This is a genomic window from Paenibacillus sp. p3-SID867, assembly GCF_025142895.1.
In the GTDB taxonomy this organism is placed as follows: Bacteria; Bacillota; Bacilli; order Paenibacillales; family Paenibacillaceae; genus Paenibacillus_AQ.
Map to the genome: position 1 here is coordinate 88497 of NZ_JAMBDM010000017.1, position 17074 is coordinate 105570.

Consider the following 17074-nt stretch of genomic DNA (forward strand, 5'->3'; position numbering starts at 1 on the left):
TGATGGGTTCAATTACAGGGCCTCCAGCATTTCGGATACATCGTATGCCACACCCTGCAAATCATGCTTCTGCGTTTGACTGCAGCAAGCGAATATCGCGCACAAGAGGGAAAACCGGTAGGCTGTCGAACACTTTATCATAATATATATGTTGAAAAATGCTGCAATGACGGCATAACGGGGGTTATGATGTCCACGCCTATTTTGTCTACAAAATTGTATATACCTTCTCCCCGATCGAGGGCTGTTCTTCGCCTCCGCCTAATCGAGCGTTTGAACGAGGGGCTGCGTTTGCAGCGCAAGCTCACTATGATTTCCGCCTCTGCAGGCTGCGGTAAAACTACGCTGCTCAGCCAATGGATCAAAGACTCCCCGCTGCCCGTCGCCTGGCTGTCTTTGGAGGAGGGGGATCGTGAGCCAACAAGATTCCTGGCTTATCTTGTGGCCGCCCTGCAAACCGTCGGGGTTGAAATCGGAGAGGGCATTATGAGCAAACTCCAAGCGCCGTCCCCTCTTCCTCTGCCGCTCGAAGGTATCGTCACGGCCATCCTTAACCACATAGCGGCCCTGCCGAATCGGTTCATTCTGGTTCTTGACGATTACCACGTGTTGGATTCCAAAGCGATAGACAGCGCTCTTGATTTTCTCATCGAGCACATGCCGCCGCAGATGCATGTAGTTATCGCCAGCCGCCAGGATCTCGCTCTGCCCTTGGCCCGGCTGCGTGTCCGGGACCAGTTGACGGAAGTGCGGACATCAGACTTGCGCTTCACATCCGATGAAGCCTCTGAATTTCTGCGCCGCTCCATGGGACTGGATTTGTCAGCGGAGGATGCAGCGCTCCTCGAATCGCGCACGGAGGGCTGGATTGCCGGCCTGCAATTAGCGGCGCTGTCTTTGCAGGTCCATCATGACGCTGCCACCTTTATCCGATCCTTCGGCGGCAAGCACCGTGACGTACTGGACTACCTGGTTGAAGAAGCACTGCAGCAGCAGCCCGAGGATATTCAGGATTTTTTGCTAAACACCTCCATTCTTGAGCAGTTGTGTGGTCCATTGTGTGACTACGTTCTTCGGAGCGAAGTTCGTGATTCTCGGCTGAGCGCCATCTCCGGGCAAGAAACCTTGGAGTACCTGGAGCGCGTCAACCTGTTCATTGTTCCGCTGGACAAGGAGAGGCGCTGGTACCGATATCACCATCTGTTCTCGGATGCGCTTCGGCAGCGTCTGACCCGAACGGGTGCTTCTGCGGTTGGCGGTGAGAGGGACGTGTCCGAATTGCATCGTCGTGCCAGCGAATGGCATGAACGTCAAGATCTTCTGCTGGAAGCTTTCCAGCATGCGATTGCCGCTTCGGATGTGGATCGCGCCGCACGCCTTATTGAAGGGAAGGGGACACCTTTGATCTTCCGTGGAGCAATAGGCCCTGTGCTCCATTGGCTGGATTCCTTGCCTAAGGGGGAGATGGATGCAAGGCCCGCGCTACATGTCATGCATGCTTCTGCGATGTTAATGGTCGGTCAAATGACCGGTATCGAACCTAAACTTCAAGCCGCCGAAACCTATCTGCAAGCTGCGGAGGACGATTATACCCGGGATCTTATAGGGCATATCGCCTCCATACGTGCCACGCTTGCTGTCAGTCAACATCAGACGGAAACCATCATGGCGGAATCGCGCCGGGCCTTGGAATTTTTGAGTCCGCATAATCTGCCCGTGCGCACAGCGACGATATGGACGCTGGGGTATGCCTACCAGCTGCAGGGGGAGCGTGCCGCGGCTGGCAAGGCGTATCAGGAAGCCGTGATCATCAGTCAGAAGATTGGGCACATCACGATCAACATGATGGCGACGCTCGGACTCGGAATGATTCAGGAAGCGGAGAATCAGTTATATGTTGCGGCCGAGACGTATCGGCGCGTTCTGGATTTGGCGGGTGATCCTCCGCTGCCGGCAGCATGCGAGGCGTATCTGGGACTGGCCCGAATATGCAGCGAGTGGAATGATCTGGATGCCGCGGAACAGCATGGGCAGCAGGCCCTCCACTTGGCCGGGCAGTTCGAGCATATCGACAGGGGCGTGGCCTGCGAGGTGTTTCTCGCAAGGCTGAAGCTTACACGGGGAGCGGTGAGCGAAGCGGCTGCCATGTTAGCCAAGGCGGATCACTTCGCTCGTCAGCATCATTTCACGCATCAGCTGCCCCATATTGCCGAGGCACAGGTGCTTGCCCTGCTGCAGCAAGGGGATGTCAGTTCAGCGTTGCAGCTTGCCCAGAGGTTTGAGCTCAAGCTAAGCCTAGCCAGGGTGCTGCTGGCACAGGGGGATACGGCGACAGCGCTGGTGATCCTCGAACAGCTGCGGACGGATATGGAAGTTAAGGAATGGGTGAACGAACAGCTTAAGGTGATGGTGCTGCAGGCTTTGGCCCTTCATGCCCATGGGGAGAAACGGAGAGCGGCACAAGTTATTGCGGATGTGCTGGAGATGGGCGAGCCGGGCGGTTTCATCCGGATGTTTATCGATGAAGGGGAGCCGATGCGGGAATTGATAAGCGCAGCAGCTTTGAGCAAACCGAGGCGGAAGATAGTTAAGCCGAAGCAGTGGCCATTAAGGGAGGCTGCAAACAAACCGAAGCAGAAGTTGTTAAGCGAAGCTGTAGACAAACCGAAGCAGCTGCCCTTAAGAGGTGCTGTAAACAAGCCGGAGCAGAAGCTGTTATGGCCCATCCATGACTATCTGGAGCGACTGCTGCATGCATTTAAGGCTGAAGGACTGGAACGTGGAGTCACATCCGTATTCGTTCCTGGGTTTGTTCGGCCTGCGGATACTCATTTTGAGCCGCTAAGCCGGCGGGAGATGGAGGTTCTGCGTCTCATTGCCGAGGGGCTATCGAATCGTCAGATTAGCGAGGGGCTTTTTGTTACGCTCAGCACCGTGAAAGGGCATAACCGGATGATTTTCGATAAACTCCAGGCCACGCGCCGTACCGAAGCTGTAGCGCGAGCACGAGAGCTGGGTTTACTATAAGGTGACAATCGTAGTATAAATATTAATCCATAGCTATCTCCCTTCCAATACCGCTATTCATGAGAGAACCATACTGTGCTGTCCATAAGAAAACCATACTTAAGTATCTATGTTCCGGTACCTGACGGCAGATATACTGATTGCAAATGCCAGTTTGGAGGAAACCCATGAAAGCAATGGTATGTACCGCTTATGGAGCACCGGATGTTTTACAGCTGCAAGAGATAGAGAAGCCGATCCCAAAGGATCGCGAAATTCGGATCAAAATTTATGCAACCACCGTCAATTCGGGGGATTGCCGCGTGCGGGGATTTCGCAGTCCTCTTTTGTACAGGATTCCCATGCGGCTGGTGCTGGGTCTGAGAAAGCCAAGACAACCGATACTCGGGGTAGAGCTGGCGGGGGAAGTCGAAGCGATTGGCAGGGATGTTACGCAATTCAAGGTAGGCGATCAGGTCTTGGCATTCAGGGGAATGCGATTCGGTACGTATGCCCAATATATCTGCATGCGTGAAGATGCGTTATTGCTGTTAAAGCCCGATCATGTGACTTATGACGATGCCGCCGCCGTATCTTTCGGAGGAACGACGGCCCTGCATTTTCTTAGAAAAGGGAATATCCGGCAGGGACACAAGGTTCTGATTTATGGAGCGTCCGGTGCGGTTGGGACGTTAGCCGTACAGCTTGCTAAGCAACATTATGGAGCAGAGGTAACCGGCGTTTGTAGTGCCGTGAATGTGGGACTGGTGAGGTCGCTCGGAGCCGATCGGGTCCTTGATTATACCAAAGAGGACATTACGACGACCGGAGATCGATACGACATTATTCTGGACGCGGTCGGTAAACTGCCAAAATCCAGATGCAAGCATTTGCTCACCCCGGGCGGGAGCTATGTAACCGTTGAAGGGCAAGGGGTAGCCAAGGTGCTGATGGAGGATCTGAGATTGCTTGCGGAGCTGCTGGGAACGGGGAAGATCAAGCCGGTTATCGACAGAAGGTATGCATTGGAGCAAATGGCCGAGGCGCACCGGTATGTGGATGAAGGTCGCAAGAGGGGCAGCGTTGTCATCACGGTGGACCATGATCATTGAGGAAAAGTCATCATTTTTGGCGAGGCATGATTATGACAGCTGATGAAGTTAGGCATCATTCAAGGATATAGCAGCCATTCATAGATATAGTAGCCATCCATAGATATAGTAGCCATCCAAGGATATAGACAGACATTCAAAAGCATGCCACGGACCACTCACCGTGCGACACAGGTAGCAGTGCCACACGATGTACTCATTGACTAGCCGATCCTGCAGAGGGTCGGCTTTTCTCATCGGAATGTGGGGGATCGATTACCATCCGGATTAAGCAGGAAGAAATCTCTAAACCTTCTACTAGGAAGTGATATATAATGTGATCACATATATGAATTCCAAGGGAAGGGCTGCTGCATAACGATGTCTAAAGCCGATAATATGCTGGCGATGCTATGGCTGCTGAAATCACGAAGAAGAATGACCGCTAAACAACTATCGGAGGAGCTGGGCGTACATATCCGGACGGTTTACCGATGCATTGACGCGCTCTGCATGTCCGGCGTGCCTGTCGTATCCGAGATTGGGCGCGATGGAGGCTATTCCATCCCGGAGCATATCAAGCTGGAGCCGCTGTTTTTTGAGGCCGATGAGCAAAAGGCGCTTCTTCATGCCGCCGCATTCGCACGGGAAGCGGGTTATCCATCCGAAGAGCCGCTTAATCGAGCCGTTTCCAAAATAAAACGATATACGAATCCGGAACAGCTGGAGCGTTTGGAGCGCCACGAAAGCAGTATTGAGGCCATCCATCCTCCTACAGCTTCTTCGCTTACCAGGATACTGCATGAGATCGAGGCGGGGATCGACCGGCAATCCAGCCTCGAGATCGACTACGCCACAGGCTATGACGGTATAACACAACCACGTATCCTGGATCCTTACGGACTCGTCCATTGGAAAAGCAAATGGTACGCGGTGGGCCATTGCCATCTGCGCGGTGAAATTCGCTGCTTCCGCGTCGACCGTATGCGCGATATCCGGCATACCGACAACGCGTTTGACCGTCCGGCGTCGTTTTCCCCGCGGGAATACGTATTGGACAGCTTGTTATCGGGGCAAGGTTCCGAATCCAATCCTCATTTGGTTTCCGTACATATCCAAGGCCTCCCTCAAGCTTTGGACGATTTATGCGCGCATTGGCTGCTCAGTCAAGCCCTCGTCGAACGTACGGCGGAGCATGCGGTGTTCAGGCTGGATGAGCATATGTTATACACGCAAGTTGCCTACTACCTATTGTCATTTGGCGGGAAGATTCGAATCATCGGGCCCGAGGAACTGAAATCAGGCATGATCGACATTGCGGAATCCCTCTTAAAATATTATCAATCCTGAAGATAAACACTGACCTTCTTTGTCAGTGTTTGTATTATATAATAAACTCCATCAGATAGCGTCAGGGAGGAGAGAGCTCGATGGCAGGCACGATTTTTAAACAAGAAGTGATGAAGGCAACCGAACGTTCGTGGGAGGAATGGATTGTGGCCCTTGGGCAGGAAGTGGGCCCGCTCTGGTCACACGAGCAGATCCGAAACCATATCGTTGAGAAGCATCAGGTATCCGGTGAATGGAGCGAGTGGATCGCCGTCATGTATGAGCAGGTCATGGGGCGGGTGCCGGTCGGCTTATCCAAAGATGCCGGGGTGCAGATTGGGGTCAGAAAGACGATGGCCGTGACAAAAGAGAGAGTTTGGGATTTCCTCATGTCTTCTGAGGGACTGTCGTTATGGATCGGAGATGTCCCTTCTCTGGAGCTGCAGGTCGGGCTTGAGTATGAATCGAAGGAAGGCGTGACCGGCAAACTTACGGTGGTCGTACCCTACCATAAGTTGCGCTTGACCTGGAAACGCAAGGAGTGGGACAACCCGTCCCGGCTGCAAATCTATGTGTTGTCCACTAAGACTGGAAAAACAACCATCGCGATTCACCAGGAGATGCTGGATGACGTTTATATGAGAGAGGTCATGAGGCGTTATTGGGATGAGATGCTGACGACGCTGCAAAACCGGGTGATGGTGCCGAACTGAACGGATTCTGTTATATGGGACTTAGGGTTTATCAACTGGATTGAATTGACTACTCCAACGTTATGAGGACTGCGGTTCGCTATTACGTCTCGGAGGGTGGGTTTAGGGTAATATGAGGACAGAGGTTCCGCTATTACGCCTCGATGGGAGGGTTTTGGGTAATATGAGGACAGAGGTTCCGCTATTACGTCTGGACGGGTGGGTTTAGGGTAATATGAGGACAGAGGTTCCGCTATTACGTCTGAATCGGTAGATTTTGGACAATATGAGGACACCAGATCCGCTATTACATAAAGAATGGCGATAATTTGTGGTTTTTAAAGTAAATAGCGGATTCTGAGTCCGGAAGAACGGGAAAAGTGGCTGTTTTTTTCGGAATAACGAATCTGGTGTCCACTAGTTTGTTTATTCGTCTCTTGCTCTTGGGTATCTGCAAGAACTGTTGCATGCTCCCGAGGTACTGTGTTACAAGCTGAGATTAGAGATGAGCGGAGTTTAGAGATGTTTTTTATGAGGCGTGGTCTCGCGTTTGGCTGGTGCAACGTTATGAGGACAGAGGTTCCGCTATACGTCTGGATGGGTGGGTTTAGGGTAATATGAGGACAGAGGTTCTGCTATTACGTCTCGATGGGTGGGTTTTGGACAATATGAGGACACCAGATCCGCTATTACATAAAGAAGGGCGATAATTTGTGGTTTTTAAAGTAAATAGCGGATTCTGAGTCCGGAAGTACGGGAAAAGTGGCTGTTTTTTTCGGAATAACGGATCTGGTGTCCACTAGTTTGTTTATTCGTCTCTTGGGTATCGGCAAGAACTGATGCATGCTCCCGTCAGGTACTGTGTTACAAGTTGAATTGAAAGATGAGCAGAGCTTAGATATGTTTTTAATGATGCGTGGTCTCGTGGTTAGCTACTCCAACGTTATGAGGACTAAGGTTCGCTATTACGTCTGAATGGGTAGATTTTGGGTAATATGAGGATACCAGATCCGCTATTGCATAGAGAAGGGCGATAATTTGTGGTTTTTTAAGTAAATAGCGGATTCTGAGTCCGGAAGTACGGGAAATGTGGCTGTTTTTTTCGGAATAACGGATCTGGTGTCCATTAGTTTGTTTATTCGTCTCTTGGGTATCTGCAAGAACTGTTGCATGCTCCCGTCGGTACTGTGTTACAAGTTGAATTGAAAGAAGAGCAGATGTTTTTTATGATGCGTGGTCTCGTGGTTAGCTACTGCAACGTTATGAGGACAGAGGTTCCGCTATTACGTCTGCACGGGTGGGTTATGGGCAATATGAGGACTAAGGTTCCGCTATTACGTCTGCACGGGTGGGTTATGGGCAATATGAGGACAGAGGTTCCGCTATTACGTCTGAATGGGTAGATTTTGGGTAATATGAGGACACCAGATCCGCTATTGCAGGAGAATGGCGATAATTTGTGGTTTTTAAAGTAAATAGCGGACTCTGAGTCCGGAAGTACGGGGAAAGTGGCTGTTTTTTTCGGAATAACGGATCTGGTGTCCACTTAGTTTGTTTATTCGTCTCTTGGATATCTGCATGACTGATGCATGTACCCGTCAGGTACTGTGTTACAAGTTGACTTTAGAGATGAGCGGAGTTTAGAGATGTTTTTGATGAGGCGTGGTCTCGCGTTTGGCTACTGCGATGTTATGAGGACAGAGGTTCCGCTATACGTCTGGATGGGTGGGTTTAGGGTAATATGAGGACAGAGGTTCCGCTATACGTCTGGATGGGTGGGTTTAGGGTAATATGAGGACAGAGGTTCTGCTATTACGTCTCGATGGGTGGGTTTTGGACAATATGAGGACACCAGATCCGCTATTACATAAAGAAGGGCGATAATTTGTGGTTATTAAAGTAAATAGCGGATTCTGAGTCCGGAAGTACGGGAAGAGTGGCTGTTTTTTCGGAATAACGGATCGGGTGTCCACTAGTTTGTTTATTCGTCACTTGGGTATCTGCAGGAACTGATGCATGCTCCCGTCGGTACTGTGTTACAAGCGGAGTTTATAGGTACGGGCTCGTTGTTCACCGCTTGCTATGTCCAGTATCTGAAGCTCGACCAGTTTATGCAATAAGCGTCGGGTATGCCGGTCACTCACCCTAAGATGATTAGCGAGTTCTAATGGGGTTATCGGGCGCAGCAATCGCCGCGCAAATCGGACAGCTTCTGCCTCAAGCCAACTTAAGGAAGCAGGTACATCTGACGCCACAAATCTGCCGACGAAGGATAAAATGAGCTGCTGGCATTGTTTTGGCTCTTCGACGATGGAGGGGTAGGCAATGGGAAGGAATGTCCAACCATCCAGTGCCAGTAAGCAGTGACGGCGGCATAAATCCTTAAACCTTCTTACGTCCAAATCGCGGGCATGCGGGCCGTATCCTTGGATTTCGATGCCTCCTCTCGCACCACCGGGCATGTAGGCAAGGTCTAAATAACGATAACCATTGCTGAAATCTCGTACTTCCCATTCCGGATGCAAGTCATTGAAATTACCGATCGCGGGAAACCACACCGAGCGCAGAAACTCGACGGTACCGTGGCCTAACCCTTTATGAAGGATTTCGAGCCTGCGGGGGTTCTTTTCATTCAAAATATTCGTGTGTATCCAGAGCTCATATTGTTGATCAAACCGTGACATGTTCAATTTTCCTCCTTAGTATTAGATGGAATGCGATTGCGCTAGAAAATAAAAAAACCGCTCCATACAATGCAACCCCAATCCTTCATTGGAGCACTTTGCATAGAAGCGGCGTGTTCTTCACGTCCTTATGATGGCTAGTATAACTCGTGTTTTGCGGGTTTTGCAATAGTATTGCCTCCAGCTATGTGTGACAGCTATATAGTTCTTCCAAGATAAAAAACATGTGATTGCGTGATTTTTCGCAAATTCATGCCATGAAGCGCTTCATGTTACTACATGGAGCGCTTTTTTATGTTATCTCCATATATATGACGTCATATATAACGATGTATAACAATTTAATTAATATATATTGTGTATTATTTATTTATATTGTACATTAATTACATGGGATGATTAAAAAAAATGCATAACAATCTGATACTTGAGAGGATGAGTGAAGCATGAACACTTCCGTTAAAAAGTTGGAAATGGGCGTCATCTTGTGCAGGCATTGCAGCGCTGAAGTCGATACGGTGGATACGAATCGAATCGCTACCTTCTATGGCGTGTGTGATCAGCCGGAGTGCCGGCAGCTGCACAGCCACATGCAAGTATCAGTTAGTGATGTAACAGACGAAGAGTAATGATAGAAGAAGGCTGTACCCGCAAAAACGCACCACTTGATGTGGTGCGTTTTTGTGTTGAATGAAGAGTGCTTATTGCTGCGTGCTCTGTCGTGCTTGTAATACTACGATAATGTGTGCATTTATCAAAAGGCGGGTGCTATATCCATGCTTGTCCCAATGTGTCTTGTCGTGCTTGCCAAACTACGATGCTCGGTCACGTTTGTCAAAAACGCGAGCGTCCTATACTCTTTTCAACTGCGGGATAACCTCTCAATCGAATGAAATGGCATGGTTGACTTGATGAAAAGTGGTACTTATAGCTGCCCATCCGTCATGCTAAGATGAAACTGCCAATATCCCATTTTTGATGGGTGGGACATATGCAGCGGAATGGAGGTTGTCATTTATGAAAATATTCGTAGCGGGCTCTACCGGCGTTATCGGCCAGCGTTTACTTCCCAGACTGGTGCAAGCTGGCCATGAAGTTATAGGCATGATCCACGACCCTCAGCGGAAAGGGTTGATTGAATCATGGGGAGCCAAGGGGATCGTTGCGGATGCCTTTGATCGGGAAGGGATCATAGCCTCGATTGGGGGAGTGCGGCCGGATGTCATTATCCATCAGCTCACTTCGTTAAGCCAATGGAATCTGGAGGATAATGCGAGGATTCGGATGGAGGGCACCCGTCATCTGGTAGAAGCCACGCAGATCCATAGCGTTACACGAATGATTGCCCAGAGCATTGCCTGGGCCTATGAACCCGGGGATCATCCTGCCACTGAGAATGTTCCTCTAGATGTCCAGGCGCCTGCGCCGCGCAAGTCCACGATAGAGGGTATCATCTCACTGGAACATGCCGTCGCACAACTGCCGAACCACGTCATTTTAAGGTACGGTATGTTCTACGGTCCCGGCACGTGGTACGATGCCGACGGGGTGATGGCGGAAAAGGTACGAACTCGAGCTCTTCCAGCAACGGATGGCGTTATGTCATTTCTCCATGTCGAGGATGCGGCGAATGCCGCACTGCAGGCATTGGACTGGCCGACGGGTCCGGTCAATATCGTAGATGACGAGCCTGCTGCCGGAACGTCGTGGCTGCCGGTGTATGCTGAGGCGCTGCACGCGCCTGCTCCAGCATATCAAGCGGGGAGCAAGCGCGGCGAACGCGGCGCTTCGAATGCCAAAGCTCGGAAGGAGTACGGCTGGGAGCCGCTACATCCCACGTGGCGAACAGGGTTCGCGCAATCGCTAAGGTGAGCTAGCTTAGCGATGTGCCAACCGGTTCCGCCGTTAAGAGTACATACACAAGGAGTATGCTATTCACAACGCACACTGTAGATGAAGGGATAACAATGTAGAGCACGTCCCGGACCACACACCGAAGGGATTACAGATCCTGTAGAGATCCGATCACGACAAAGCTTGGCATTCCGATGTCCTGGAATAAGACGACAGGCGAAGTGATCCTGGGGAAAACACCATAAGAATATGTTGAAGGCACGCCCATACGGCGTGTCTTTTGTTATTCTGAGGAACGCCATCCTTAACGCAGAGTTTCCAAAATGATTGACGTATGGGCCGGCAAGGCTGCTACTGTTCGTGGATATTCTAAAAGATCGCCACCCTGTGGGAGCGATCTATTGTAGTTTGAATTTATTGTCAATGGGCACCTTTATCGCCTTTGGTCACAGCCCAAAATATAAGAGCAACAGCGCTGACGGAGGCTCCAAGCACACAAACTCCATGCCAACCATACTGTGCATAGATATGGGTCGAAGCAATGGAACCGGCGGCACTTCCGATGGAATAAAAAATCATATACCCGGCAACCATGCGACTGCGCGCCTGCGGGCGCAATGCAAAAATCATACTCTGATTCGTGACATGCACGGCCTGTACCGCCAAGTCCAACAGAATAATACCAATGACTAAGGCAAACAGGGACCGTTCTGTATAGCTGATCGGCAGCCATGACAGCAATAGCAGGGACAATGCAATTCCGGTCGTTCTTTGTCCGTAACCTCGATCGGCTAGCTTACCGGCTTTTGCTGCAGCCAATGCACCCACGACGCCTACGAGACCAAACGCCCCGATGGCAGAGTGCGAAAGGGATAGTGGGGGCGCGCTAAGAGGCAGCACTAATGGCGTCCACAAAATGCTGAAAGCTGTAAAAATCAGCATAGCCAAAACAGCGCGGACACGTAGTAGACGTTCTTGAAGGAACAACACCAGTACCGACTTCAGCAGTTGAGAATAGGAAAGAGTTTTTATCTTACGCTCAACATTTGGAAGTGTCTTATATAAGGCGTAAACCATGAGCAGCATCAACGCGGCAGAAAATAGATAAACCGAACGCCATCCTGCAAGATCCTTCAAAACTCCGGAAATGGTTCGCGCAAGAAGGATCCCGATCACAATTCCGCTGGTTACCATACCTACGGCTCGCCCTCGTTCAGCAGGAGCAGCTACGGTCGCCACGAACGCCACAATCGTCTGCGTTACTACGGCAAGCAATCCGACCAAAGCCAAACCTGCGAAGAGCATCGCGCCGGATGAAGCAGTACCAACGATCACGAGAGCCGCCATGGAGATCGCCATTTGCCCGATAATTAATCGGCGCTGGTTCAGTAAATCCCCCAGAGGCACCAGCAGCAGCAGTCCCAATGCATAAAAGATCTGTGTGACGGTAATCAGAATTCCAATGACGGCATAGTCCATGTTGAACTCGTACGACAGCTCATCGAGCAGCGGCTGAGCGAAGTAGATATTGGCAACGGACATACCGCAAGCAATCGCAAACAATAAGGTAACGTATCGAGTCAGAGGCATACGATTACCGGATTCGGCCGTGGTCACCGTCCCTTTTGATGCATTCGCCGCTGTTTCGTCATGGACTGCTTTTTGTGCTATCATCTCTTCCATTGTGTGCACCAACCCTTTCGAGTTTTATATGTACTGATCGGTATGATAAATCGCCTGATAAATATATCCTATCCTTACGATCCATGTCAACGGGTTTATTTCAAGCGTAAAGGTGACAACGGATTTTTTTAATATAACTCTGCAATATACAGAAAATTGGTGTTTGACAAAAGCATCCACACACCATAAAATTATTATACTGATTGGTAATGAAAAACCATTTACTTCCCAGTGTGATCATATAATTTCTTTAAAATAATAATGTAACGAGAGGTAATTCAATATGGGACGAGTCCGCGAATTTGATGAAGAGAAAGTATTAGATGCAGCGATGCAGTTATTTTGGGAGAAGGGGTATGAGGCTACCTCATTAAGCGATTTGACTTCCAGAATGGGCATTCAGCGGCCCAGTATTTACTCAGCCTTTGGAGACAAGAAGGAGCTGTTCGAAACCGCTCTGCGCAAATACACGATGTCACATGCTTCCGAGGTGCGGACCAGGCTGCAAAACCATCGATCGGTCAGGGAGGCGTTTCGAGCGTTTTTTGAGAATGTGGTCGATGAGGAATATTCCGAAAGCCACAGCCGAGGATGCTTTTGCATCAATACGATGGTTGAGCTTGCGCCTCATGATGAGAAATTTGAAATTCTGACAAGGGAGCATCAGATGTACTTGGCGGTCATATTTCAAGAAACCATTGAACGAGGCATACAATCGGGCGAGCTTGCGAGCGACACGGACGCGAAAGCTTTATCCCAGGTGCTCATCGTATCGCTGATTGGGTTGACCGTCATGTTGAAATCCCGTCCGGAGCGCTCATTCGTAACGAATACGATAGAGGTGACCCTTACATTGCTTAAATAAAAGGGTGTCTGTAATGGAACCTTTAAAGGTATTATCCCACCCAAGTAATTCGTGGGATGACGTTGAGTTTCATGTGTACATGTTGTTGCAGCCGTCCAAGCATAGTAAAATGTTCTAAAAAACAATAGTAGGTGCATCGATGAATATGAACATACGGACAGGACGAATAGAGGAGCTTCAAGAAATCATGGATTTGATAGCCCGCTGTGTTGCGGTCATGCAGGCTGGAGGCAGTGATCAATGGGATGATCAGTATCCGAACCGAGAGGTCATTGGTGAGGATTTGCAGCGAGGAACGTTGTTTGCAGCTGAGGGCGAAGGCCGCATCTTAGGGATCATCGTTCTTGACGAATCGCAGGATGAGCAGTATGAGACCATTAACTGGAAGCAGTTGAAAGGGCCTCATTTAATGATGCATCGGCTTGCTGTCGATCCGAAAGCCCAAGGACAGGGAGTTGCGCGAAAACTGATAGCCTTCTCCGAAGAATATGCCGTGCGAGAGGGTTACACGAGTCTACGATTGGATACCTATGCCAAGAACACGGCTGCGCTCAAGCTGTATCAAGGCTTAGGTTATGACCTGCGGGGAGAAGTGAATTTCCCAGGGAGAGCGGCAAGCTTTCCGGTATTTGAGAAGGTGCTTGGATAAACAAGTCATGAAGTTAGTCTGCTGAGGATCAGCGGTATGCTGGTCCGAGGTGGACTTTTGTTGTTTATAGGAAAACTACAATTACTATCATGGCGATGGGGCTTGCCGGGATGCCCTTTTACCATCTATTTAGATTTTTTTCAAAATAGGTATTGCAATTCGGTACAGGAATAAGAGATAATGTATTTAGATGAAATTCTAAATAGAAATATGGGTGATGCACATTGGGGTTTCCGGAAACATTCAAAGCGTTATCTGATCCGGTGAGACGGGACATCCTGGTTATGCTCAAGCGCGGCAAAATGTCAGCCGGAGAGATCGGGCAGCATTTCGATATGACCGGGGCAACCATTTCGTATCATCTGTCGCAGCTGAAGAAGGCCGGTCTTATATTTGAAACGAAATATAAAAATTATATTTACTATGAGATCAACGTGTCCGTCTTCGAAGAAATCATGCTGTGGTTTTCACAATTTAACGGGGGGAAACAAGATGAAGAAAAAGAATAGTTCGATGCTGGTTATAACAACGCTGATATGCTTGCTGCCGATTATTTTATCGATGACGCTGTACAGCCAATTGCCTGAGCAGGTGGCAGTTCACTGGGACGCGGCGGGCAATCCGGATAATTATGTGTCGAAGGCGGTTGCGGCGTTTGTGCTTCCGTTGATTACGGCGGTTATTAACATCATTGTCAATGTAGCGCTTAACAACGATCCTAAGAAAATGAACGCTGCCCCGGTTTTAAGAACGATGGGTCTATGGCTCATCCCCGCGTTGTCTCTCATTCTCATGCCGATCACGCTGTTCAAGGCCATAGGGGCCGAGCTGCCGATCCAGACGATTGCGCCGGCTATCGTGGGCATGCTTCTCGTGGTCATCGGCAATTATTTGCCGAAGAGCAAACAGAACTATACGGTTGGCATTAAGCTGCCTTGGACGCTGAATAGCCAGGATAATTGGAATAAAACGCATCGTTTTGCGGGGTATTTATGGATGGCAGGCGGAGCATTCATGATCCTGACGGCATTTCTGAAGGCGAGCCTCGCCGTCGCCATAGTCCCCGTCATTATACTGATTGTGGCGGCTCCAGCGATTTACTCATTCTCTTTGTTTAAAAAGGGCGTGTAATGGGCGGGATTGCAGCACATGAACGATGCGAACTGCCAAACAAGCTGACTCCATGAACGATGGGTCAGCTTGTTTATTTTACGGCAGAGCGCGAGCCCATCCGTTCGGGAGGCCTTCTCCATAGCAGTTATAGACACTGCGCTGCATAAGGATGAAGCTCATATTTCACGACATGTTTGCCTTGCGATCCGGTGACGGGAATCAGCAGTCCTTTGTCGCAAAGAGAATGAAGGAAGCGAAGGGCCGTCCGATGATTCAGGCGCAGATGTGTCTTCACATCGATCGGACGGAGGGGCCGTGCAAGCATGCATGCAAATCGGATAATTTCACGTTCTGTTACCGAAGATATGCTTGTTGAATGTGGTTCTGACAGATATCGGTTCATAACCATTCGCAGGAGTGCTTTACACAGCTCCGGGCGGTGAGTCACATCATCGCAAGCAAATGAAATCACCTGATACCCCATGGCGAATAAAAAGGTTTCCCGATTCAGATCGTTACAATATTTCTGCCGGTCCATCTCGGTTGTATACGTGCTGAATGGTTTAACCTCGATGATTAGTCTCAGATGTGGGGTGATGAAAGCAAAGCTGCAGTAATATGACCGTCCGCGCCAATCCAACACCTCGAATTGAGGATGTAGATCGCGGAAATCACCACGCAGCGGCCACCATATATTTTGGCAGAATAAGGCCCCGGCCTCGTCATGTCCTCGTTCCAGACGGACCCTTCGTTCTCCGGTTCTGTTCCTCAGATGGAAATGCATAAAAATCCCATGTGCCTTTTCAAAATCCATTCGACCGCCTACCTCCTAAATAAAAAAAGAACGTCCCGGCCTCACTCCGTGTTAGGAATGCGCTGGGACGTTCTTCGTCTCTTACCACTCATTATAATCAATATGTGATCATTTAACCACAGGATATCATAAAAATGGCAGCCATAACCTTATATCCCTAAACAACGACAGCGTAGGAGCGGTACACAAAATGAAAAGAAAAAGCCGGACTCCACATCTTGGAATCCAGCCTTTCTCTTGCCTTATTTGCCGTACGGGTCAATCGTCTGAATGGTGCCGTCATCATTATAGGTCAGCTCGGTAAACTTGACGCTGCGTTTGTTGTCCGCTCCGCCGGAAAGGGAGCTGTCATGGTAGAAGAGGTACCATTTATCCTGGAACTGAACGATGGAGTGATGGGTCGTCCAGCCGATTACGGGAGTTAGAATCGTGCCTTTGAACTCGAAAGGCCCCGTTGGACTTTGACTCGTGCCGTAGACGATTTTGTGCGTTGAGCCGGTGGAATAAGAAAGATAGTAGGTTCCGTTGTATTTATGGACCCAAGGTCCTTCAAAATATCTTCGCTCTTCATCCCCTGCAACAATCGGGTTGCCTTTGTCATCCACGATGGATATTTCTTGGGGCGCCTCCTTAAAAGTAAGCATGTCGTCGCTCAGCTCAGCGACCCGCGGTCCGATGGCAGGCGCGTCTGCGGCAGGCCCTTCCGCATCCGGAATGTGCGATCCGGTCTGCCATTGTTCCAGCTGTCCGCCCCAGAGGCCGCCGAAGTAAATATAGGCACGGTTGTCGTCATCCACGAATACGGCGGGGTCGATGCTGTAGCTGCCCGGGATGTAATGAGGCTCCGGTTTAAAGGGGCCGTAAGGAGACGAGCTTGTCGCTACGCCAAGACGGAAAATATCGTCATGATCCCTGGCAGGGAAGTATAAATAGTAAGTGTCGTTCTTGAAGGCAGCATCCGGTGCCCACATTTGCTTCTTGGCCCATGGCACATCCTTCACATGAAGAGCTTCGCCATGGTCCACGCATGGAGCATCCACATTCTCCATCGAGAGAACATGGTAGTCTTCCATGTCATACTGGTCGCCGTTATCATTGGACGTGTTCTCATGATCCAGGTCATGGGATGGATAAATATAAATTTTACCCTCGAATACGTGGGCGGATGGGTCTGCAGTATAGATATGGGTTACGATCGGTTCGTTAGGCTGTACGGGCTTGTTCATTACGGTTCCTCCTTGGATCATCACATTGTAAGCGCTTGTATTCATTTTATCAGACGTGATCCTCTCCA

Annotated in this window: 14 protein-coding genes; 10 read left to right on the plus strand and 4 right to left on the minus strand. The window is 49.8% G+C overall.

Annotated elements, in window-relative coordinates:
- Positions 1-189 precede the first annotated feature (189 nt).
- The 4 genes from M4D81_RS27370 to M4D81_RS27385 all read left to right on the plus strand — a co-directional run bounded on the left by M4D81_RS27370 (position 190) and on the right by M4D81_RS27385 (position 6139).
- The gene (locus M4D81_RS27370) at positions 190-3027 is read left to right on the plus strand and encodes a winged helix-turn-helix domain-containing protein (RefSeq protein WP_260068758.1); all 2838 of its coding nucleotides are present in this window, start codon (positions 190-192) and stop codon (positions 3025-3027) included.
- A gap of 167 nt (positions 3028-3194) precedes the next feature.
- Positions 3195-4118, plus strand: a complete 924-nt coding sequence (locus M4D81_RS27375) for an NAD(P)-dependent alcohol dehydrogenase (protein WP_260068721.1) — start codon at positions 3195-3197, stop codon at positions 4116-4118.
- Positions 4119-4478: 360 nt separating this feature from the next.
- Positions 4479-5447: a helix-turn-helix transcriptional regulator gene (locus M4D81_RS27380; protein ID WP_260068722.1), complete on the plus strand. Its 969-nt coding sequence runs from the start codon at positions 4479-4481 to the stop codon at positions 5445-5447.
- An 80-nt stretch (positions 5448-5527) separates the two neighbouring features.
- Positions 5528-6139: an SRPBCC domain-containing protein gene (locus M4D81_RS27385; protein WP_260068723.1), complete on the plus strand. Its 612-nt coding sequence runs from the start codon at positions 5528-5530 to the stop codon at positions 6137-6139.
- A gap of 2015 nt (positions 6140-8154) precedes the next feature.
- Here M4D81_RS27385 and M4D81_RS27390 read toward each other — a convergent pair.
- Entirely contained in the window at positions 8155-8802 is a 648-nt protein-coding gene (locus M4D81_RS27390) for a transcriptional regulator (protein ID WP_260068724.1), read from the minus strand.
- A 446-nt stretch (positions 8803-9248) separates the two neighbouring features.
- Between M4D81_RS27390 and M4D81_RS27395 the strand changes: the two genes are divergently transcribed.
- A complete protein-coding gene (locus M4D81_RS27395; protein WP_260068725.1) occupies positions 9249-9431 on the plus strand; it encodes a GapA-binding peptide SR1P in 183 nt (60 codons plus the stop codon).
- 388 nt (positions 9432-9819) lie between these two features.
- Positions 9820-10674 (plus strand): NAD-dependent epimerase/dehydratase family protein, encoded by an 855-nt coding sequence (locus M4D81_RS27400; RefSeq protein WP_260068726.1) that lies wholly within the window; start codon positions 9820-9822, stop codon positions 10672-10674.
- 402 nt (positions 10675-11076) lie between these two features.
- On the opposite strand, the gene M4D81_RS27405 is transcribed toward M4D81_RS27400, so the two are convergent.
- On the minus strand, positions 11077-12246 hold the full coding sequence (locus tag M4D81_RS27405) for an MFS transporter (protein ID WP_260068759.1): 1170 nt from the start codon (positions 12244-12246) through the stop codon (positions 11077-11079).
- 376 nt (positions 12247-12622) lie between these two features.
- Here M4D81_RS27405 and M4D81_RS27410 point away from each other — a divergent pair, with 376 nt between their 5' ends.
- The 4 genes from M4D81_RS27410 to M4D81_RS27425 all read left to right on the plus strand — a co-directional run bounded on the left by M4D81_RS27410 (position 12623) and on the right by M4D81_RS27425 (position 14984).
- Positions 12623-13204 carry a TetR/AcrR family transcriptional regulator gene (locus M4D81_RS27410; RefSeq protein ID WP_260068727.1) on the plus strand — a complete coding sequence of 194 codons (582 nt, stop codon included), beginning with the start codon at positions 12623-12625 and terminating at the stop codon, positions 13202-13204.
- 145 nt (positions 13205-13349) lie between these two features.
- Positions 13350-13853, plus strand: a complete 504-nt coding sequence (locus M4D81_RS27415) for a GNAT family N-acetyltransferase (RefSeq protein ID WP_260068728.1) — start codon at positions 13350-13352, stop codon at positions 13851-13853.
- Positions 13854-14077: 224 nt separating this feature from the next.
- Positions 14078-14362, plus strand: coding sequence for an autorepressor SdpR family transcription factor (locus M4D81_RS27420; RefSeq protein WP_015736836.1), 285 nt, complete (start codon positions 14078-14080; stop codon positions 14360-14362).
- Positions 14346-14984 (plus strand): SdpI family protein, encoded by a 639-nt coding sequence (locus M4D81_RS27425; protein ID WP_260068729.1) that lies wholly within the window; start codon positions 14346-14348, stop codon positions 14982-14984. Before M4D81_RS27420 ends, M4D81_RS27425 begins: the two co-directional genes overlap by 17 nt.
- A 127-nt stretch (positions 14985-15111) precedes the next feature.
- On the opposite strand, the gene M4D81_RS27430 is transcribed toward M4D81_RS27425, so the two are convergent.
- Positions 15112-15780, minus strand: coding sequence for a hypothetical protein (locus M4D81_RS27430; protein ID WP_260068730.1), 669 nt, complete (start codon positions 15778-15780; stop codon positions 15112-15114).
- A gap of 242 nt (positions 15781-16022) precedes the next feature.
- Complete coding sequence (locus M4D81_RS27435; protein ID WP_260068731.1) at positions 16023-17006, minus strand: glycoside hydrolase family 43 protein; 984 nt, start codon at positions 17004-17006, stop codon at positions 16023-16025.
- Positions 17007-17074: the final 68 nt, after the last annotated feature.